This window comes from Streptomyces sp. NPDC046939 (assembly GCF_040644575.1).
GTDB lineage: Bacteria > Actinomycetota > Actinomycetes > Streptomycetales > Streptomycetaceae > Streptomyces.
On record NZ_JBEYWV010000001.1, the window covers coordinates 106,551 to 127,269 of the forward strand.

16 protein-coding genes are annotated in these 20,719 nt (G+C 71.6%); 9 read left to right on the forward strand and 7 right to left on the reverse strand.

Annotated elements, in window-relative coordinates:
• Positions 1–64: 64 nt before the first annotated feature.
• The 3 genes from meaB to ABZ877_RS00490 are packed head-to-tail and all read right to left on the reverse strand — an operon-like array spanning position 65 to position 5,068.
• Positions 65–1,045, reverse strand: a complete 981-nt coding sequence (gene meaB / locus ABZ877_RS00480) for a methylmalonyl Co-A mutase-associated GTPase MeaB (RefSeq protein ID WP_361062823.1) — start codon at positions 1,043–1,045, stop codon at positions 65–67.
• A 13-nt stretch (positions 1,046–1,058) separates the two neighbouring features.
• The gene (scpA, locus tag ABZ877_RS00485; RefSeq protein ID WP_361061863.1) at positions 1,059–3,245 is read right to left on the reverse strand and encodes a methylmalonyl-CoA mutase; all 2,187 of its coding nucleotides are present in this window, start codon (positions 3,243–3,245) and stop codon (positions 1,059–1,061) included.
• Positions 3,242–5,068, reverse strand: coding sequence for a methylmalonyl-CoA mutase family protein (locus ABZ877_RS00490; RefSeq protein WP_361061866.1), 1,827 nt, complete (start codon positions 5,066–5,068; stop codon positions 3,242–3,244). The genes scpA and ABZ877_RS00490 overlap by 4 nt, the downstream gene beginning before the upstream one ends.
• 220 nt (positions 5,069–5,288) lie before the next feature.
• On the opposite strand from ABZ877_RS00490, the gene ABZ877_RS00495 reads away from it, so the two are divergent.
• The 6 genes from ABZ877_RS00495 to nrfD all read left to right on the forward strand — a co-directional run bounded on the left by ABZ877_RS00495 (position 5,289) and on the right by nrfD (position 14,792).
• Positions 5,289–8,663, forward strand: coding sequence for a CARDB domain-containing protein (locus tag ABZ877_RS00495; RefSeq protein WP_361062827.1), 3,375 nt, complete (start codon positions 5,289–5,291; stop codon positions 8,661–8,663).
• Positions 8,664–8,792: 129 nt separating this feature from the next.
• Positions 8,793–9,353, forward strand: a complete 561-nt coding sequence (locus tag ABZ877_RS00500; protein WP_361061869.1) for a DinB family protein — start codon at positions 8,793–8,795, stop codon at positions 9,351–9,353.
• 116 nt (positions 9,354–9,469) lie between these two features.
• On the forward strand, positions 9,470–9,691 hold the full coding sequence (locus ABZ877_RS00505; protein ID WP_361061872.1) for a hypothetical protein: 222 nt from the start codon (positions 9,470–9,472) through the stop codon (positions 9,689–9,691).
• A 24-nt stretch (positions 9,692–9,715) separates the two neighbouring features.
• Positions 9,716–12,961 carry a formate dehydrogenase gene (gene fdh / locus ABZ877_RS00510; RefSeq protein ID WP_361061875.1) on the forward strand — a complete coding sequence of 1,082 codons (3,246 nt, stop codon included), beginning with the start codon at positions 9,716–9,718 and terminating at the stop codon, positions 12,959–12,961.
• Positions 12,958–13,821: a 4Fe-4S dicluster domain-containing protein gene (locus ABZ877_RS00515; RefSeq protein WP_361061879.1), complete on the forward strand. Its 864-nt coding sequence runs from the start codon at positions 12,958–12,960 to the stop codon at positions 13,819–13,821. The genes fdh and ABZ877_RS00515 overlap by 4 nt, the downstream gene beginning before the upstream one ends.
• Positions 13,818–14,792: an NrfD/PsrC family molybdoenzyme membrane anchor subunit gene (gene nrfD, locus ABZ877_RS00520; RefSeq protein ID WP_361061882.1), complete on the forward strand. Its 975-nt coding sequence runs from the start codon at positions 13,818–13,820 to the stop codon at positions 14,790–14,792. The genes ABZ877_RS00515 and nrfD overlap by 4 nt, the downstream gene beginning before the upstream one ends.
• Positions 14,793–14,811: 19 nt before the next feature.
• Here the strand turns inward: nrfD and ABZ877_RS00525 are convergent, their stop codons facing one another.
• From ABZ877_RS00525 to ABZ877_RS00540, 4 genes are read right to left on the reverse strand one after another with little or no spacing between them, the layout of a single operon-like run.
• Complete coding sequence (locus ABZ877_RS00525; RefSeq protein ID WP_361061886.1) at positions 14,812–15,177, reverse strand: hypothetical protein; 366 nt, start codon at positions 15,175–15,177, stop codon at positions 14,812–14,814.
• 44 nt (positions 15,178–15,221) lie between these two features.
• Complete coding sequence (locus ABZ877_RS00530) at positions 15,222–16,190, reverse strand: LLM class F420-dependent oxidoreductase (RefSeq protein WP_361062829.1); 969 nt, start codon at positions 16,188–16,190, stop codon at positions 15,222–15,224.
• 46 nt (positions 16,191–16,236) lie between these two features.
• On the reverse strand, positions 16,237–16,761 hold the full coding sequence (locus ABZ877_RS00535; protein WP_361062832.1) for a DUF6328 family protein: 525 nt from the start codon (positions 16,759–16,761) through the stop codon (positions 16,237–16,239).
• The gene (locus ABZ877_RS00540; protein WP_361061889.1) at positions 16,758–19,136 is read right to left on the reverse strand and encodes a phosphoketolase family protein; all 2,379 of its coding nucleotides are present in this window, start codon (positions 19,134–19,136) and stop codon (positions 16,758–16,760) included. Before ABZ877_RS00540 ends, ABZ877_RS00535 begins: the two co-directional genes overlap by 4 nt.
• Before the next feature lie 316 nt (positions 19,137–19,452).
• On the opposite strand from ABZ877_RS00540, the gene ABZ877_RS00545 reads away from it, so the two are divergent.
• From ABZ877_RS00545 to ABZ877_RS00555, 3 genes are all read left to right on the forward strand, one after another.
• Complete coding sequence (locus tag ABZ877_RS00545; RefSeq protein ID WP_361061892.1) at positions 19,453–20,058, forward strand: isochorismatase family cysteine hydrolase; 606 nt, start codon at positions 19,453–19,455, stop codon at positions 20,056–20,058.
• Between the two features lie 87 nt (positions 20,059–20,145).
• Positions 20,146–20,403 (forward strand): WhiB family transcriptional regulator, encoded by a 258-nt coding sequence (locus tag ABZ877_RS00550; protein ID WP_361062835.1) that lies wholly within the window; start codon positions 20,146–20,148, stop codon positions 20,401–20,403.
• A 33-nt stretch (positions 20,404–20,436) separates the two neighbouring features.
• Positions 20,437–20,709 (forward strand): hypothetical protein, encoded by a 273-nt coding sequence (locus ABZ877_RS00555; RefSeq protein ID WP_361061895.1) that lies wholly within the window; start codon positions 20,437–20,439, stop codon positions 20,707–20,709.
• Positions 20,710–20,719 lie beyond the last annotated feature (10 nt).

Sequence of the window (20,719 nt, forward strand, 5' to 3'; positions counted from 1 at the left end):
ACGTACCGAGGGAAGGCCCGGCCGACCGCACAAACGGCTGAGAGTAACACAGAGCGACGTGCGCTCAGCCGCGCCGGAAGGCGTCCAGGATGCGCTCGGCGGCCAGGGTCGCGGTGAGTTCGCCGTCCCGCACCCGCCGTTCGAGCTCGGGCGCGAGCGTACGCACCGCCGGGTCCGCGCGCAGGCTGCCGAGCAGCTCGTCGCGGACCATCGTCCACGCCCAGTCCACCTGCTGCTCCCGGCGCCGCTCCGCGAGCCGCCCCGAGGAGTCGAGCAGCGCCCGGTGCTGTTCGAGCCGCTCCCACAGGTCGTCGAGCCCGGTCGACTCGCGGGCGCTGCAACTGAGCACGGGCGGTGTCCAGAACGCGTCCTTGCCGTGCATCAGGCGCAGGGCGCCGGAGAGCTCCCGGGCGGCGGCGCGGGCGTCCCGCTCGTGCGGACCGTCGGCCTTGTTGACGCCGACCACGTCGGCCAGTTCCAGGACGCCCTTCTTGATGCCCTGCAACTGGTCGCCGGTCCGCGCCAGGGTGAGCAGCAGGAACGAGTCGACCATGTTGGCGACGGCCGTCTCGGACTGGCCGACGCCGACCGTCTCCACCAGCACCACGTCGTACCCGGCCGCCTCCATCACGACGATGGACTCGCGGGTGGCCTTCGCGACGCCGCCGAGCGTCCCGGCGGTGGGGGAGGGGCGCACGAACGCCGCCGGGTCGACGGCGAGCCGTTCCATCCGCGTCTTGTCGCCGAGGATCGACCCGCCGGTCCTGCTGGACGACGGGTCGACGGCGAGCACCGCCACCCGGTGCCCCAGCCCGGTCAGCATGGTGCCGAAGGCGTCGATGAACGTCGACTTGCCGACACCCGGCACACCGCTCACCCCGATGCGCCGCGCCCGCCCGCTGTACGGAAGCAGCTCGGTGAGCAACTCCTGCGCGAGCGCCCGGTGCTGGGGCCGGGTGGACTCGACGAGGGTGATCGCGCGGGCGACGACCGCCCGCTTCCCGTCGAGCACACCCTTGACATACGTGTCGAGGTCGATGGCCATGGACGTCACCGCCTCACAGGGTGTCGTGCCCGAGATCGGCCGCGAGGCGTTCCACCAGGTCGTGGGCGGCGTCCGGGATCACGGTGCCGGGCGGGAAGACCGCGGCGGCGCCCATCTCCAGGAGGGTGTCCACGTCCTGCGGCGGGATCACCCCGCCCACCACGACCATGATGTCCTCGCGCCCCTCCTCGGCGAGCGCCTCGCGCAGCGCCGGTACGAGGGTGAGGTGCCCGGCGGCGAGCGAGGAGACCCCGACGATGTGCACGTCCGCCTCGACGGCCTGCCGCGCCACCTCCCCCGGGGTCTGGAACAGCGGGCCGACGTCGACGTCGAAGCCCAGGTCGGCGAAGGCGGTGGCGATCACCTTCTGCCCCCGGTCGTGCCCATCCTGGCCCATCTTGGCGACGAGGATGCGCGGCCGACGGCCCTCCGCCCCCGCGAACTCCTCGACGCGGTCACGTGTGCGCTCCACTGCCCCGGACCCACCTGCTTCGCTGCGGTACACGCCGGAGATCGTACGGATCTGCCCGGCGTGGCGCCCGTACACCTTCTCCAAGGCGTCGGAGATCTCCCCGACGGTCGCCTTCGCACGGGCCGCGTGGACGGCGAGTTCGAGGAGGTTGCCGTCGCCGCCCGCGGCGCGGGTGAGGGCGGCGAGCGCGTCCTGGCAGGCGGTCTCGTCGCGCTCCTCACGCAGCCTGCGCAACTTGGCGATCTGCTGGGCGCGCACCGAGGAGTTGTCGACCTTGAGCACGTCGATCTGCTCGTCGGAGTCGACCCGGTACTTGTTGACGCCGATGACCGGCTGCCGCCCCGAGTCGATCCGGGCCTGGGTGCGGGCCGCCGCCTCCTCGATGCGGAGCTTGGGGATGCCCGCGTCGATGGCCTTGGCCATGCCGCCCGCCCGCTCGACCTCCTGGATGTGCTGCCAGGCGCGGCGCGCGAGGTCGTGGGTCAGCCTCTCCACGTACGCGCTGCCGCCCCACGGGTCGATCACACGGGTCGTGCCCGACTCCTGCTGGAGCAGCAACTGGGTGTTGCGGGCGATCCGCGCGGAGAAGTCGGTGGGCAGGGCGAGCGCCTCGTCGAGCGCGTTGGTGTGCAGCGACTGGGTGTGCCCCTGGGTCGCCGCCATCGCCTCGACACATGTGCGGGTGACGTTGTTGAACACGTCCTGCGCGGTCAGCGACCAGCCCGAGGTCTGCGAATGGGTGCGAAGCGACAGCGACTTGGCGTTCTGCGGGTCGAACTGCCTGACCAGCTTCGCCCACAGCAGGCGCGCCGCGCGCAGCTTGGCGATCTCCATGAAGAAGTTCATCCCGATCGCCCAGAAGAACGACAGGCGCGGCGCGAACGCGTCCACGTCGAGGCCCGCCTCCCGGCCCGCGCGGATGTACTCGACCCCGTCGGCAAGCGTGTACGCCAGCTCCAGGTCGGCCGTCGCGCCCGCCTCCTGGATGTGGTAGCCGGAGATGGAGATCGAGTTGTAGCGCGGCATCCGCTGCGAGGTGAAGGCGAAGATGTCGGAGATGATCCGCATCGACGGCTTCGGCGGGTAGATGTAGGTGTTGCGGACCATGAACTCCTTGAGGATGTCGTTCTGGATGGTCCCGGCCAGCTTCTCCGGCGGCACACCTTGTTCCTCCGCCGCCACGATGTACAGCGCGAGGACGGGCAGCACGGCGCCGTTCATCGTCATCGACACCGACATCCGGTCCAGCGGGATGCCGTCGAAGAGCTGACGCATGTCGAGGATCGAGTCGATGGCCACACCCGCCATGCCGACGTCGCCGGTCACCCGGGGGTGGTCGCTGTCGTAGCCGCGGTGGGTCGGCAGGTCGAAGGCGACCGACAGACCCTTCTGGCCCGCGGCGAGGTTGCGCCGGTAGAAGGCGTTGGACTCCTCGGCCGTGGAGAAACCCGCGTACTGCCGGATCGTCCAGGGCTGGTTCACGTACATCGTCGGGTACGGGCCGCGCAGGTACGGGGCCGTGCCCGGGTAGGTGTCCAGGAAGTCGAGGCCCTCCAGGTCATGGCCGGTGTAGAGCGGCTTGACCGGGATGCCCTCGGGCGTCTCCCACAGCAGGTCGGCGCCGTCGGCGGCGCTCTTCACGGCGGCCCGCCACTCCTCGGCGCCGGTGTCGGGCGCGGGGGTGCCGAGGCCGATCGTGGAGAAGTCGGGGATGCGGGGGTCGGTCATGAGGAGACTCCCAGACGGTCGAGCATGCGGTCGAGCGTGGCGGTGAGCACGGCCACGGCGTCACAGCCGGCGTACACATAGGTGTCGACCCCGGCATACGTGTGCGGGCGGCCCGCGAGGAACACATGCCGGGCACCGGCGGCCCGCAGCTCCCGTACGGCGGCCTCGGCCTGCTCCTCGTAGAGCGCGTCGCTGGAGCACAGGCACACGTCCTGGGCGCCGCTCTCCGCGAAGCCGCCCTCGGTGACGGGTTCGACGCCGCCCGCCTGGAACAGGTTGGCCGCGAAGGTGAGGCGGGCGGTGTGCGCGGCGGCCGGGCCGAGCGCGGCGAGATACACGCGCGGCCGGGCCCCGGTCTTCGCGAGGTAGGTGTCGGAGCGGGCCCGCAGCTCCTCGAACGCCTCGTCCCTGCGGACCCGGGGCAGCCCCCCGGAGACCGGCGCGGGCACCGGCTCGCGCTCGACCGGCTTCTCGGCCAGGTGCGGGAACTCGCTGACCCCGGTGACCGGTTCGCGGCGGGTGGCGAGCCTTTTGCTCCGCGCGGCCCACGTGCCGGCGAGCCGGTCGTGGATGAGCCCCGAGCGCAGGGCGGCGGCCTGGCCGCCCGCGCGCTCGATCTCCTGGAAGAACTCCCAACCCGCGTGGGCGAGTTCGTCGGTGAGCCGCTCCACGTACCAGGAGCCGCCCGCCGGGTCGATGACGCGGGCGAGGTGCGACTCCTCGATGAGGATGCCGGAGGTGTTGCGGGCGATGCGCCGGGCGAACGCGTCGGGCAGGCCGAGCGCGTGGTCGAAGGGGAGCACCGTCACCGAGTCCGCGCCGCCCACCCCCGCCGCCAGCGTCGCGATCGTCGTGCGCAGCATGTTCACCCACGGGTCGCGGCGCGCCATCATCACCGGCGACGTCACGGCGTGCTGGAGCTGCGCGCCCGAGCGCGGCGCTCCGCACACCTCGGCGACGCGGGCCCACAGGCGGCGCGCGGCGCGGAAGGTGGCGATGGTGAGGAACTGGTCGGCGCCCGCCGCGTAGCGGAACTCGAGCTGGGCGAGGGCCGCTTCGACGCTCAGGCCCGCGTCCGTCAGCTCGCGCAGGTAGGCGACGCCGGTCGCGAGGGAGCAGCCCAGCTCCTGCGCTGCCGAGGCGCCGGCCTCGTGGTACGGCAGCGCGTCCACGGTCAGCGCGCGCAGGCCCGGGTGGCGTTCGGCGCACAGCCGGGCGAGTTCCCTTACGGGCGCGGTGTCGTACGACTCCCCGGTGCGGGCCTCGTGGCCGAGCGGGTCCGCGCCCAGGTTGCCCCGGACCGCGTCGGGGGCGACGCCCTTCTCCTCGTACAGCGCGAGCAACGCGCGTGCGGCGGTGTCGACTTCGGCGCCCGCGTCGAGCACGACGGGGGCGAGGTCGAGCAGGACGCCGTCGAGCGCGGCGGGCAGCGCGGAGACGGGGAAGAGGGTGTCGTCCCCGGTCGTCAGCCACAGGGACGTGACGCCGTTCTCCAGGTCGGTGAGGATCTGGCCGGGGTCGGCGACCGTGTGGCGCTGGCGTACGTCCCAGCCGCCGACGGTGTTGCCCTCGGCCCGGCCGCCGCGTACGAACGGGGCGAATCCGGGCAGCCCGGCGGGGGGCGCGGCATCGTGGGCCGTGTACAAGGGGCGGGCGCGCAGCCCGTCCTCCAACGCGGTGGACAGGGCGTCTTCCGCCTCGGCAGCCGTGACTTCCTTGCCCGACTTGCGCAGCACACCCGCGACCAGGTGCTGCCATTGCTCGTGCGTCGCGTCAGGAAACTCGGCTGCCAGGGAGAACCCGTCGTCAGGCAGGACCGTCATGCTCGGATGCTAGGGCAGATCGCCGAACGAGCAGCAGGTGGGACGGGTGTGACCTTGTTCTCCTTGCCTCATGGGCGCCAAGGCTCTAGCGCCCTCTCCCAGGCAAAGTCTGCCGCGACCGTTGACAGCCCTTAATCGTCACGCGAATCTGTCCGGCGAATGAACGCAAAAAATTGACAGAGAAACTCAATACCTGGACGACGGGAGCGTCATGACGTATATGTCAGGGGCACGTCATAGATGGCGATGGCTCGCCGGGGCGGTGACGGCGGGGCTGCTGACCGTCGGCCTGATGCCGGTCACGGCGAACGCCGCGGTGGCCGACGAGAACGTGGCACTCGGCAGACCGGTCACGACGGGCGGCGCCCACGACGGCTACCCCGCGAGCAATGTGACCGACGGCAGCCAGGCCACGTACTGGGAAGGACCGGCCGGTTCGTTCCCGCAGTGGGTGCAGATCGACCTCGGCCGCGCGGTCGACGTCAGCGGCGTCGTGCTGAAGCTGCCCGCGTCCTGGGAGGCCCGCACCGAGACCGTCACGGTCCAGGGCAGCGCCGACGGGAGCGCCTTCACCACCTTGTCGGCGGCGGCGAAGAGAGACTTCGCGCCGGGCTCAGGCAACAGCGTGTCGGTCGGCGTCACCGCCGAGACCCGCTACGTACGGGTGCGGATCAGCGACAACACCGGCTGGAACGCCGCCCAGTTGTCCGAGGTCGAGGTCCTCGGCACACCCGACGGCGGCGGGAACCCGCAGGAGCCGCCCGCCGGGACCAACCTCGCCCTGCGCAAACCCATCGAGGCGACCTCGGTCACCCAGAACTACGTCGCGCCCAACGCCAACGACGGCAGCACCGACACCTACTGGGAGGCGAGCGGCCAGTCCTCCTCCCTGACCGTCAGGCTCGGCGCCGACGCGGACCTGAGCGGCGTCGTCCTCAAGCTCAACCCGAACGCCGCGTGGGGCGCCCGCACGCAGACCCTCCAGGTCCTCGGCCGCAAGGCGGGCGCCACCGACTTCACCTCGCTGAAGGCGAGCGCCCCGTACACCTTCGACCCGGCCACCAACAAGAACACGGTCACCATCCCGGTCACCGGCCGCTACGCCGACGTACGCCTGCAGTTCTCCGGGAACACCGGGGCGGGCGGCGGCCAGGTCGCCGAGTTCGAGGTCGTCGGGGCCGCCGCGCCCGCGCCCGACCTGACCGTGACCGGGCTGACGTGGTCGCCCTCCTCGCCGTCCGAGGCCGACCCGGTCACCGTCGAGGCCACGGTCCGCAACGCCGGGACCGCCGCATCGTCCGCCACCACCGTCGACGTCAGCCTCGAAGGCACCGTCGCCGGGAGCGCCTCCGTCGGCGCGCTCGCCGCGGGTGCGTCGGTGAAGGTGCCCGTCAAGGTCGGCGCCCACCCCATGGGCAGCTACGGCGTCTCCGCCGTCGTGGACCCGACGGACGCCGTCGCCGAACTCGACAACACCAACAACAGCCGCAACGCCGACGCCAGGCTGGTCGTCACCCAGGCGCCCGGCCCCGACCTCGAGGTCACCGGGATCACCACCGACCCGGCCAACCCGGCCGTCGGCTCCAAGGTCTCCTTCGCCGTCACCGTCCACAACCGGGGCACGAGTCAGGCGGCGGCCGGAACCGTCACCCGGCTCACCGTCGGCGGCACCACCCTCACCGGCACGACCGGCGCCGTCGCCGCGGGCGCCTCCACCACCGTCGCCATGACCGGCACCTGGACCGCCACCGACGGCGGCGCCGCGCTCACCGCGACCGCCGACGCCACCGGCCGGCTCACCGAGACCAACGAGAACAACAACACCTACGCCCGCACCCTCGTCGTCGGACGCGGCGCCGCCGTGCCCTACACCGAGTACGAGGCGGAGGACGGCAGGACCAACGGCACGGTCCTGACGACGGACGCCAAGCGCACCTTCGGCCACACCAACTTCGCCACCGAGTCCTCGGGCCGCAAGTCGGTCCGCCTCAACTCCACCGGGCAGTACGTCGAGTTCACGTCCACCACGCCGACCAACTCCATCGTCGTACGCAACTCCATCCCCGACTCCGCGTCGGGCGGCGGCCAGGAGGCGACCCTGAGCCTCTACGCCAACGGCACCTTCGTCCGCAAGCTCACCCTGTCGTCCAAGCACAGCTGGCTCTACGGCACCACCGACGACCCCGAGGGGCTCACCAACCGGCCCGGCGGCGACGCGCGGCGCCTGTTCGACGAGGCCCACGCGCTGCTCACCGACACCTACCCCGAGGGCACCACGTTCCGCCTCCAGCGCGACAGCGGGGACACGGCCGCCTTCTACATCGTCGACCTCATCGACCTGGAACAGGTCGCCGCCCCCGCCGCCAAGCCCGCCGACTGCGTCTCCATCACCCAGTACGGCGCCGTGCCGGGCGACGGCATCGACGACGCCGACGCCATCCAGCGCGCCGTCACCGCCGACCAGGCGGGCCAGATCCCGTGCGTGTGGATCCCGGCGGGCCAGTGGCGCCAGGAGAAGAAGATCCTCACCGACGACCCGCTCGACCGGGGCCAGTACAACCAGGTCGGCATCCGCGACGTCACCGTCAAGGGCGCGGGCATGTGGCACTCCCAGTTGTACTCGCTCATCGCTCCGCAGGACGCGGGCGGCATCAACCACCCGCACGAGGGCAACTTCGGCTTCGACATCGACGACAACACCAAGATCTCCGACATCGCGATCTTCGGCTCGGGCACCATCCGGGGCGGTGACGGCAACGCGGAGGGCGGCGTCGCGCTCAACGGCCGCTTCGGCAAGAACACGAAGATCAGCAACGTGTGGATCGAGCACGCCAACGTGGCCGCCTGGGTCGGCCGCGACTACTCCAACATCCCCGAGCTGTGGAACCCGGGCGACGGCGTCGAGTTCAGCGGCGTCCGCATCCGCGACACGTACGCCGACGGCGTCAACTTCTCCAACGGCACCCGCAACTCGACCGTCCACAACTCCACGTTCCGCAACACCGGCGACGACGCCATGGCCGTCTGGGCCAACAAGTACGTCAAGGACACCTCCGTCGACGTCGGCCACGACAACCACTTCCGCAACAACACCGTCCAACTGCCCTGGCGGGCCAACGGCGTCGCGATCTACGGCGGCTACGGCAACACGATCGAGAACAACCTGATCTCGGACACCATGAACTACCCCGGGATCATGCTCGCCACCGACCACGACCCGCTCCCGTTCAGCGGGACGACCCTGATCGCCAACAACGGCCTGTACCGCACCGGCGGGGCCTTCTGGAACGAGGACCAGGAGTTCGGCGCGATCACCCTCTTCGCGCAGGGCCAGCCCATTCCGGGCGTCACGATCCGCGACACCGACATACGTGACTCCACCTATGACGGCATCCAGTTCAAGACGGGTGGTGGTGAGATGCCCGATGTGCGGATCACGAACGTGTCCATCGCCAAGTCCAACAACGGCTCCGGCATCCTGGCCATGTCCGGCGCGCGGGGCAGCGCCACGCTCAAGAACGTGACCATCACCGACTCGGCGCAGGGCGACATCCTCACCGAGCCCGGATCGCAGTTCGTCATCGAGCGGGGCTGATCCCGGCCCGCTCCCTCAGACCTTCGCCGCCGGCGTCTCCGACGCCCCGCTGTCCGCGCCGGCGGCGAAGACCGGCCCTGCCGGTAAACAGGTGGCGCGCCCATGGTCCCGCGGCCGAGCATGGCCCGCATGACTGAGCAACCCGCACGCTGGACCCACGCGACCACCTACCCCGACATGTGGGTCGACCCGGACGACGACCCCCGCGACAACGACGGCCCCGATCCCGAGGGCGAACTCGCCACCCTGGAGGACTATCTCTCCGGCTACCGGACGACCCTCCGGATGAAGTGCGACGGCCTGGACCCGGAGCAACTGGCCCGTCGCTCGGTACCGCCCTCCACGATGTCGCTGCTCGGCCTCGTCCGCCATCTCGCCGAGGTGGAGCGCGACTGGCGCAACTGGATCACCGACGGCGAACCGCTGCCCAAGCTGTACGGGCGGCGCGACGCGGACTTCGACGACGTCGTCCCCGAGCAGGCCGCCGTCGACGCCGCCTTCGCCGACCTGGCGCGGGAACAGGCGGCGACCGACGCCGCGCTCGCCGCCCACCCCGACCTCGGCGAACGCCTCGGCAGGGAGAACATCTCGGTCCGCAGCCTCCTCGTCCACCGCATCGAGGAGTACGCCCGCCACTGCGGCCACGCGGATCTGCTGCGCGAGTGCGTCGACGGCAGGGTCGGCCAGTGACGCCCGTGTCCCCGGTGTGACCGATCTTGGGTTTCGGCCGGGCCCGGGCAGGTACCCGGTGCGCGTCCGCGCTGCGCGTGCGGACCCCTGCCACCTGGCGAACAATGGAGGCTGCTGTGACTGATCATCGACTCGACGACCGGAACGAGCCACCCGTTCCCCGGGACATGCCCGACCAGCTGGCCGGCGAGGAGGACGCGGCCGAGGGGCTCGACCTGCCCGGCGAGCGCGGCGACGACGTGCCCGACACGGACGAGGCGGGCACGCGGCGGCGCGGCGCCGAGTCGTCGGACCCCGAGGACGCCGACGCCCCCGGACCCGACGAGTCACCGGCCTGATCCCGCCCCCGCCTAGGAGTCCCCATGGGTGTCACCGACCGATTCCGAAGCTGGCCCGTCTACCGGCAGGTGACCGGTGACGACCCACTCGGCCGGGGGAGTGCCGCCAAGTCGGCCCACACGGCGAACCTGCGGGCGCGCACCGACAGCGCCGACCGGGTGACGCAGTCCATCTGCCCGTACTGCGCCGTCGGCTGCGGCCAGCAGGTGTACGTGAAGGACGAGAAGGTCGTCCAGATCGAGGGCGACCCGGCGTCCCCGGTCAGCCGAGGGCGGCTCTGCCCGAAGGGCTCCGCGACGCTCCAGCTCACGACCGGCCCGGCCCGCCACCACCAGGTGCTCTACCGGCGCCCCCACGGCACCGACTGGGAACCGCTCGACCTGGAGACCGCCATGGACATGGTGGCCGAACGGGTGATCCGCACCCGGCGCGAGACCTGGGAGTGGGAGAGGGACGGCGCCCGTACCAACCGCACCATGGGCATCGCGAGCCTCGGCGGCGCCACCCTGGACAACGAGGAGAACTACCTGATCAAGAAGTTGCTGACGGGTCTCGGCGTCGTCCAGGTGGAGAACCAGGCGCGGGTCTGCCACAGCTCCACCGTCTCCGGGCTCGGCACCTCGTTCGGCCGCGGCGGCGCCACGACGTTCATGCAGGACCAGCAGCACTCCGACTGCATCGTCATCCAGGGCTCCAACTACGCCGAGGCCCACCCCGTGGGCTTCCAGTGGGTGATGGAGGCCAAGGCGCGCGGCGCGACCGTCATCCATGTGGACCCCCGCTTCACCCGGACGAGCGCCCTCGCCGACCTCCACGTCCCGCTGCGGGCGGGCAGCGACATCGCGTTCCTCGGCGGGATCATCAACCACGTCCTGACCGAGGAGAAGGACTTCCGCGAGTACGTCCTCCACTACACCAACGCGGCGACGCTGGTCAGCGAGGACTTCCAGGACACCGAGGACCTCGACGGCGTCTTCTCCGGGCTCGACGAGGACAAGCCGCAGTACGACCCGCACAGCTGGCAGTACGAGGGCGCCCAGTTGCAGCAGCCGACCGGCGACGTCGACCGGCAGTACGAGGACCGCATCGGCTCCGCGGGCCGCTCCGAGACCCACGGCTCCGGCGGCGCCCGCACCCGCCCCGACGCCCCCAGCGACCCGACGCTGCAACACCCTCGCTGCGTGTACCAGATCCTCAAGCGGCACTTCGCCCGCTACACCCCCGAGATGGTCGAGGAGGTGTGCGGCGTCCCGCGCGACACGTTCCTGAAGGTGTGCGACGCGCTCACCGCCAACTCCGGGCGCGACCGCACCAGTTGCCTCGTCTACGCGGTCGGCTGGACCCAGCACTCCACCGGCTCCCAGAACATCCGTGCCGCCTCCATCCTCCAGCTCCTCCTCGGCAACATCGGACGGCCCGGCGGCGGCATCCAGGCGCTGCGCGGCCACGCCTCCATCCAGGGCTCCAGCGACATCCCCACCCTCTACAACCTGCTCCCGGGCTACCTCCCGATGCCGCACGCGCACAAGGAGATGAGCCTGGAGAACTTCATCGCGACGTCCCGCACCGAGAAGGGCTTCTGGGCCGAGATGCGGTCCTACTTCGTGAGCCTGCTCAAGGCGTACTACGGGGACGCGGCGACCGCGGACAACGACTTCTGCTTCGACCACCTGCCGCGCCTGACCGGCTCGCACGCCACCTACGAGACGGTGATGTCGCAGCTCGACGGCGAGTGCAAGGGCTACTTCCTGATGGGGGAGAACCCCGCCGTCGGCTCGGCCAACACCCGCCTGCAGCGGCTCGGCATGGCGAACCTCGACTGGCTCGTCGTCCGGGACTTCTCGCTCATCGAGTCCGCCACCTGGTGGCAGGACGGCCCCGAGATCCAGACCGGGGAGCTGCGCACCGAGGACATCGCCACCGAGGTCTTCTTCTTCCCCGCCGCCGCGCACACCGAGAAGTCCGGCTCCTTCACCAACACCAACCGCTGGGTCCAGTGGCACCACGCCGCCGTCGAACCCGGCGGTGACGCCCGCAGCGACCTGTGGTTCATGTACCACCTGGGCCGGCGCATCAAGGAGCGCCTCGCCGGTTCCACCGACCCCATGGACCGCCCGGTGCTCGACCTCGCCTGGGACTATCCCGTGGAGGGCCCGCTCCAGGAGCCGGTCGCCGCGCACGTCCTCGCCGAGATCAACGGCCACGGCCCCGACGGCGCCCCCCTCACCGCCTACACCGAGCTGAAGGACGACGGCTCGACGAGCTGCGGCTGCTGGATCTACTGCGGCGTCTACGCCGACGGCGTCAACCAGGCCGCCCGCAAGAAGCCGCACCAGGAACAGGACTGGGTGGCCGCCGAATGGGCCTGGGCCTGGCCCGCCAACCGGCGCATCCTCTACAACCGGGCCTCCGCCGCCCCCGACGGCACCCCGTGGAGCGAACGCAAGGCCCACATCTGGTGGGACGCCGACGCGGGACGCTGGACCGGCTACGACATCCCCGACTTCGTCCCCGACCGCGCCCCCGACCACGTGCCCGAGGACGACGCTAGCGGACCCGACGCGCTGCGCGGCGACGACCCGTTCATCATGCAGGCCGACGGCAAGGGCTGGCTGTACGCGCCCGCCGGCCTGGAGGACGGCCCGCTGCCCGCGCACTACGAACCGCAGGACTCGCCCTTCGGCAACGCCCTCTACCCGAGCACCCCGCGCTCCCCGGTCCGCAAGGCCATGCCGCGCGAGGGCAACCGCTACCACCCGAGCGGCGATGAGCCCGGCGCCGACGTCTACCCGTACATCCTCACCACCCACCGGCTCACCGAGCACTTCACGGCGGGCGGCATGAGCCGCTGGTCCCCCTACCTGTCCGAACTGCAACCCGAGCTGTTCTGCGAACTCTCCCCGGAGCTCGCCGCCGAACGCTCCCTGGAGCACGGCGGCTGGGCCACCATCGTCACCGCGCGCAACGCCATCGAGGCGCGCGTCATGGTCACCGACCGCATCAAGTCGCTGACCGTGCGGGGCCGCACCGTCCACCAGATCGGTTTGCCCTTCCACTGGGGGCCCAACGGCGTCGTCACCGGCGACGCCGCCAACGAACTCGCCCACATCACGCTCGACCCCAACGCGCACATCCAGGAGGTCAAGGCGCTCACCGCCGACATCAGGCCGGGTCGCCGCCCCCGCGGACCCGAACTGCCGCGCCTGGTCGCCGCGTACCGACGCCGTGCGGGCATCACCGAGACCACCGGGACGGAGACCCGCGCATGAGCCAGGACACGAGCACCGGCACGGGCCAGGAGCGGGTCGGCTTCTTCACCGACACCTCCGTGTGCATCGGTTGCAAAGCCTGCGAGGTGGCGTGCAAGGAGTGGAACGCCATCCCCGAGGACGGCCTGTCGCTGACCGGCATGTCGTACGACAACACGCAGGCGCTCGGCGCCTCCACCTGGCGCCACGTCGCCTTCATCGAGCAACCCGCGCCGGAGGGCCGCACACAACTGCCGTTGCTGGAGGAGGGGTCGGTCGCCTCCGGGGAGCAGAAGCCCGGCGCCGACATGCGCTGGCTGATGTCGTCCGACGTGTGCAAACACTGCACCCACGCCGCGTGTCTCGACGTGTGTCCGACGGGTGCGTTGTTCCGCACCGAGTTCGGGACCGTCGTCGTCCAGGAGGACGTGTGCAACGGCTGCGGCTACTGCGTGCCCGCCTGCCCCTATGGCGTCATCGAGCAGCGCCCCGCCGACGGCCGCGTCTTCAAGTGCACCATGTGCTACGACCGGCTCGGCGCGGGCCAGGAACCCGCCTGCGCCAAGGCGTGCCCGACGGACTCCATCCAGTTCGGGCCGCTCGACGAACTCCGCGAACGGGCGGCGCTCCGCGTCGACGAACTGCACAAGGCGGGTGTGGACCAGGCACACCTGTACGGAAACGACCCCGACGACGGAGTGGGCGGTGACGGGGCGTTCTTCCTGCTCCTGGACCGCCCCGAGGTGTACGGGCTGCCCCCGGACCCCGTCGTCACCACCCGTGATCTGCCGACGATGTGGAAGCACGCGGGCGGGGCGGCGCTCGCGCTGCTCGGCGGCATCGCGGCGTCCTTCGCGATGGCGGCCAGGAGGCAGCGATGACGACGCAGGACCGCGCGGCGGAGCCCCGCCGCAAAGGCCGCAAGGGCCGCAAGGGCGAGCAGTTGATGGTGGAGAGGGCCGAGTTCGACTCGTACTACGGGCGCCCGGTCATCAAGCCGCCGTCCTGGGAGGCGCGCGACATCGCCGGGTACTTCTTCCTCGGCGGTCTCGCCGGGGCGGGCTCGGTGTTCGCCGCGGGGGCCCAGTGCACCGGCCGCAGGCGGACCGAGATCGCCCTCAAAGTCTCCTCGCTCGCCACGATCTCGCTGTCGGCGGCGGCCCTCGTCCACGACCTGGGCCGCCCGGCGCGGTTCGTGAACATGCTCCGCGTCTTCAAGCCGACCTCGCCCATGAGCATGGGCTCCTGGCTGCTGAGCGCCTACGGGCCCGCCGCCGGGGCCGCCGCGGCCAGCGCCGTCACCGGCCGCCTGCCCCGGGCGGGCGCCGTCGCCACCGGCGCGGCGGCCCTCCTCGGGCCGATGGTCGCCTCCTACACCGCGGTCCTCGCCGCCGACACCGCCGTGCCCGCATGGCACGGCGCCCACCGCGAACTGCCCTACCTCTTCACGGCGTCGGCGACGGCGGCGGCCTCCGGCATGGCACTCGTCGTCGCACCGACGCACGAGAACGCGCCCGCCCGCTGCGCGGCCACGATCGCCGCGCTCGCGGACACCGCGGCCATGAAGGCGGCCGAGCGGCGGCTCGGCCCGGTCGCCGAGACCTACCGGCAGGGCAGGGCGGGCACGCTGCTGCGCACCGCGCAGGCGCTCACCCTCACGGGTGCGGCCGGCGCGGCCCTCCTGGGGCGCAGCCGCCCGGCCGCGATCGCCTCGGGCCTCGCCCTGCTCGCGGGCTCGGCCTGTACGCGCTTCGGCATCTTCCAGGCGGGCGTCGCCTCCGCCGAGGACCCGAAGTACACGGTGGGCCCGCAGCGCGCACGCTTGGAGGAGCATGAGCGGCGGGCCCGGTGAACCGTGGTGACGGGGTGCGTCAGCGCGGAGAGAGCGTGAACTGGCTGTCGAGCTCCTGGTCGCCGGAGGCGGACCCCGCGTCCTTGAGGTCGTACGCCTCGGCCAGGGCCTTGCGGACGGCGTTGACCTCGTGCGGGACGCCCTGGGCGCCGACGGTGACCTCGCCCTCGATCGGCTCGGCGCTGTTCCCGGAGGACGAGGAGCCCGCGCTGACGTCGAGCTGCGCGGTCCACACCGTGGTGGGCTCGGCGTCGGAGTCGGGCCCGTTGTCGGTGGGCGCCTGGTCGGAGAAGACCGAGGTCAGGTAGGACAGGACCCGCTGGGCGTCCTGCTCCGCGCAGTTGCTGAGGTTGACGGTGACGAGAGTGCGGTCGGCGTCGGTCATGAACATCTCCTGGATCTGAGGGTGGGGCTGGGGGAGGGGCCGGGTCACAGGGCTGCCCGCAGTGCGGGCAGGAGTTCGTTCTGTGCCCAGGGGAAGAAGGCGTCCTGGTGGTCGCCGCCGATCTGCACGAGGGCGACCTCGGTGAACCCCGCCTCCGCGTAGGGCCGTACGGCCTCGACGAACTCCGAGACGTCGTCGCCGCAGGGGATCGACTTGGCGACATCTTCGGGCGAGACCAGTTCGGTGGCCCCGGCGAACGAGACCGGGTGCGGCAGCTCGGCGTTGACCCGCCAGCCGCCCGCGAACCAGCGGAACTGCTCGTGGGCCCGCTTGACGGCGGCCTCCCGGTCGGGGTCGTAGCAGACGGGGAGCTGGCCGACGCGGGGCTTGCCCGCGCCGCCCGCGCGGTCGAAGGCGTCCAGCAGCTCGCCGCGCGGCTCGGTGGCGATGGCCAGGTCGGCGACGCGGCCCGCGAGCGCGCAGGAGACCGGCCCCGACACGGCGACACCGATCGGCGGCGGGGCGTCGGGCAGGTCCCACAGGCGGGCCCGGTCGACCTCGAAGTGGCGGCCGCGATGGGTCAGTTCCTTGCCGTCGAACAGGGCCCGGATGATGCCGACGGCCTCCTCGAACTTCTCCAGGCGGACGCCGGGCGCGGGCCAGCCGCCGCCCACGACGTGCTCGTTGAGGTTCTCGCCCGAGCCGAGCCCGAGCCGGAAGCGGCCCTCCGAGAGCAGTTGCAGCGTGGCGGCCTTCTGCGCGATCACCGCGGGGTGGTAGCGGGTGGTCGGGCAGGTCACGTACGTCATGAGCGGGATCCGCGACGTCGCCTGCGCGGCGGCGCCGAGCACGGCCCAGGCGTAGGGCGAGTGGCCCTGTTCGGCCAGCCAGGGGGAGTAGTGGTCGGACGTGACGGAGAAGTCGAAGCCCGCCTCCTCCGCGGCCACGACGTGCCGCACCAGGTCCCGGGGACCGGCCTGTTCGGTCATCATCGTGTAGCCGATCTGCACGATGTCACCTCCATGTCGAGTAGGGGTTGTGCGAGTTGTCGCGTAGGGATCACGCGTGTTCCGCGTTGGTTTCTTCCTCGTTCGCCTCGGTGTGCCGCCTGCGGACCCAGGCGGGCAGGACGAACCAGCAGAGCAGGTACCAGGCGAGGACCACCGCCACCAGCGCCGGTACGAGCGAGTCGTGCATGGCCACCCGGAGGATCAGGAGCAGCGCCGACGTCAGCGTGCACACCAGCAGGACGAGGCCGGTGAAGGTCAGCCGGGAGGCCCAGAGCACCGCCTGCGGTTTGATCCGCCGCCCGGCGACCTGCCGGTGGACGGCGACGGGTCCGATCAGGGCGCCCGTCGCCGCGGACCCGAGGATGACCGTGGTGATGTAGATGCCGCGGTCGGTGTCGGACAGGCCGGGGAAGCGCGGCGTGAACACCACAGTGAGCAGGAACCCGAAGAGGATCTGCACACCCGTCAGGGCGACACGCAGCTCCTGGACCAGCTCCGCCCACTGCCGGTCGGCCTTCTCCTCGACCGTCTCCGACCGGCCGTGCCGCCGCCCCGCCGTGCCGTCGCCGCTCAGTCGGACCACTGCCACTCCGTGATCTCCGGCATGTCCGTGCCGTGCTCCCGGATCCAGCGGTGGTGCCGGGTACGGGCGTCCGCCATCTCCTGCCGGGTCGCCGCCGCCTTGACGGCGAGACCGGGCACCCGGTCGATGACGTCCATGACCAGGCGGAACCGGTCCAGGTCGTTGCGGACCACCATGTCGAACGGGGTGGTCGTGGTGCCGGACTCCTTGTAGCCGCGGACGTGCAGGTTGTCGTGGCCCGCCCGCTTGTAGGTGAGGCGGTGGATGAGCCACGGATAGCCGTGGTAGCCGAAGATGACCGGCTTGTCGGCGGTGAACAGGCCCTCGTACTCGGCGTCGCGCATGCCGTTCGGATGCTCCGTGGACGGCAGCAGCGTGGTCATGTCGACGACGTTCACGACCCGCACGGCCAGCTCCGGCAGGTGCCGGCGCAGCAGGGCGGCCGCCGCCAGGATCTCCTGCGTGGGGATGTCACCGGCGCAGGCGAGGACCACGTCGGGGCCCTCACCGCTCTCCGTGCCCGCCCAGTCCCACACCCCGGCGCCGCGCGCGACATGTGCGCGCGCCTGGTCGAGGGAGAGCCAGTCGGGTCCGGGGTTCTTGCCCGCGACGACGACGTTGACGTGGTCGCGGCTGCGCAGCGCGTTCTCCGCCACGGTCAGCAGCGTGTTGGCGTCCGGCGGCAGGAACACCTGGACGACCTGCGGGCTCTTGTTGAGCACGTGGTCGATGAAGCCCGGGTCCTGGTGCGAGAAACCGTTGTGGTCCTGGCGCCACACGTGTGAGCTGAGCAGGTAGTTGAGCGAGGCGACGGGGGCCCGCCACGGCAGTTCGCGGGAGGTCTTCAGCCACTTGATGTGCTGGTTGACCATCGAGTCGACGATGTGGACGAACGCCTCGTAGCAGGAGAACAGGCCGTGCCGCCCGGTGAGGAGGTACCCCTCGAGCCAGCCCTGGCACATGTGCTCGGAGAGCACCTCCATGACACGGCCGTGCGGGTCCAGGTTCTCGTCGACCGGCAGCAGACCCTCCTGCCACGTCTTGCCGCTCGCCCCGTACACGGCCTGCAAGCGGTTGGAGGCCGTCTCGTCCGGGCCGACGAGACGGAAGTTGCGCTCCCGTGCCGTGTCCGCCATGAGGCGCTCCAGGTACTCGCCGAGGAGCCCGGTGGGGGAGTGCAGTGTGGCGCCCGGTTTCTCCACGGGCACCGCGAAGTCCTCGAGCGGCGGCAGCGGCAGGGCGCGCAGCCGCACGCCGCCGTTGGCGTACGGCGTGGAGCCGAGGCGCCGCGTGCCCTCGGGGACGCAGGCGAGGACGGCGTCGCTCGGGCGGCCGTCGTCGTCGAACAGCTCCGCGGGCCGGTACGACCGCAGCCAGCGCTCCAGCTGGGCGAGGTGCTCCGGGTTCTCGCGGACCTCGGGGAGCGGCACCTGATGGGCGCGCCAGGTGTTCTCCACGGGCTTGCCGTCGACCTCGGCGGGGCCCGTCCAGCCCTTGGGGGTGCGCAGCACGATCATGGGCCAGCGCACGGGGCCCGCCGCCTCACCGGTCCTGGCGGCCCGCTGGTGGTCGGTGATGAGGTCGAGCGCCTGGTCCATGGCGCCCGCGAGGGCCTGGTGGACCTGGGCCGGGTCGTCGCCCTCCACGTACAGCGGGAGGTGGCCGTAGCCGCGCAGCAGGGCGTCGAGCTCGTCGTGCGGCATCCGGGCGAGGACCGTCGGGTTGGCGATCTTGTAGCCGTTGAGGTGCAGGATCGGCAGGACGGCGCCGTCGTTCACGGGGTCGAGGAAGCGGCCCGAGTGCCAGGACGCGGCGAGCGGGCCCGTCTCCGCCTCGCCGTCGCCGACGACACAGGCGACGAGCAGGTTCGGATGGTCGAACGCGGCGCCGTAGGCGTGGGCGAGGGAGTAGCCCAGCTCGCCGCCCTCGTGGATGGAGCCCGGCACCTCCGGCGCCACGTGGCTGGGGACGCCGCCGGGGAAGGAGAACTGCTTGAACAGGCGCGCCATGCCCGAGGCGTCACGGGCGACGTCCGGGTAGATCTCGCTGTAGCTGCCCTCCAGCCAGGCGCCCGCGAGGACGGCCGGGCCGCCGTGCCCCGGCCCCCACACGCACAGCGCCTCCAGCTCACGCTTCTTGATGACCCGGTTCAGGTGCGTGTACACGAGGTTGAGGCCGGGGGAGGTGCCCCAGTGGCCGAGGAGGCGCGGCTTCACGTGCTCGGGCCGCAGCGGCTCGCGCAGCAGGGGGTTGGACATGAGGTAGATCTGGCCGACCGCCAGATAGTTCGCGGCGCGCCAGTGGGCGTCCACCTCGCGCAGCTCGTCGGCGGTCAGGGCCGGGGCGTCGTGGTCGACCATGGTCATCGAGTGCTCCAAAGCCGTGTCGGCGGGCGTCGTCGGGCGGTGCGGCTGCGGCCGTCCACGGGGCGTGTCGTGGCGGCCCGCCCTCCACGCGTTCCCACACATCTCACCGCCACTCACTCTTTTCCCGCACCTTTCTCCATCGTGACCTGCGCCGATGGCCGGCGCACGTGGTGCGCGCCCGGGTGCATCGCCCGGGCCGCAGCGGGGTACTCGGGGCGACCGTCGGCACCGGTGGCCGTGTGGCGCGTGCGTCACACGTGTGCCCAGCCTGATGGAGGACGGCTCACCGCCGCGCAAATGGAAAGAAGGTCGTGTCATGCCCGGAGGAACCATGGAGAAGCGGCCGTGCGCCCTGATCGTCATCGACATGATCAACACGTACGACCATCCGGACGCGGACGCGCTCCTGCCCTCGGCCCGCAAGATCGTGCCGGTGGTGGCCGACCTGATCCGCGCGGCGCGCGAGCACGACGCACCCGTGATCTACGTGAACGACAACTTCGGGCAGTGGCGCTCCCACCAGGGCGCCCTCGTGGACGCGGCGCTCGACGGGCCGCACGCGGAGCTGGTCGACCCGGTCCGGCCGGACGACGACGCCCTGTTCGTCGTGAAGGCCCGGCACTCGATCTTCTACGAGACCCCGCTGACGTATCTGCTGTGGGAGCTGGGGGTGGAGCAGGTCATCCTGACCGGGCAGGTCACCGAGCAGTGCGTGCTGTACTCGGCGCTCGACGCCCACATCCGCCATCTGGACGTGACGGTGGTCCGTGACGCCGTCGCCCACATCCACCCCGAACTCGCCGAGGCGGCGCTGGAGATGATGCGCAGGAACATGGGCGCGCGGATCATCGACGGCGCCGAGGTCACCTTCACCGCGGACACCGACCGGGACGATGACGCGGACGCCGACGCCGAGAACTGATCCCGGGCCGCACGGGCGGTTGTGGTCCGTGGGGTTGTGGGTACCCGCGCTGCTTCCGACACCCATGAGGAGGCAGAGATGGACGAGATGGAGTGGCTGCGGCGGGCGGCGTGCGTGTGGGAGGACCCGGAGCTGTTCTTCCCGGTGGGCGGCAGCGGGCCCGCCCTCCAGGACGAGCACGACGCCAAGGCGGTGTGCCACCGGTGCCCGGTCATGTCCCAGTGCCTGGAGTGGGCCCTGGAGACCAAGCAGACGAGCGGCGTGTGGGGCGGCACCTCGGAGACCGAACGCGCCGCCCTGCTCAAGTCCCGTCGCAAGGCCCGCCGACACGCCCACGCCGGCTGAGGCGGCGGGCCGGTGACGAAGGAGCGCACGGACGTGGCCGAAGAAGAGGAGCGCCCGGCTCGCCTCGCGCGGGCCGAGATGGCGCTGGACAGCCTGCTGGCGCGCTACGCGGACCGGATCGAGCGGCTGGGGAGCACTGCCGACCCCGACCCGGAACGCCTCGCGCAGCTGGTCGCCGAGCGGGAGGAACTCCTCACCGACAGAGACCTGCTGAGCGGTCTCAGCGGTGACGAACTGGTGCGGGTGAGCGCCATCTACGAGACCCGCAACGACTCCCTGGACTCCCCGCAGCCCGACGCGCGGTAGCGCACCGCAC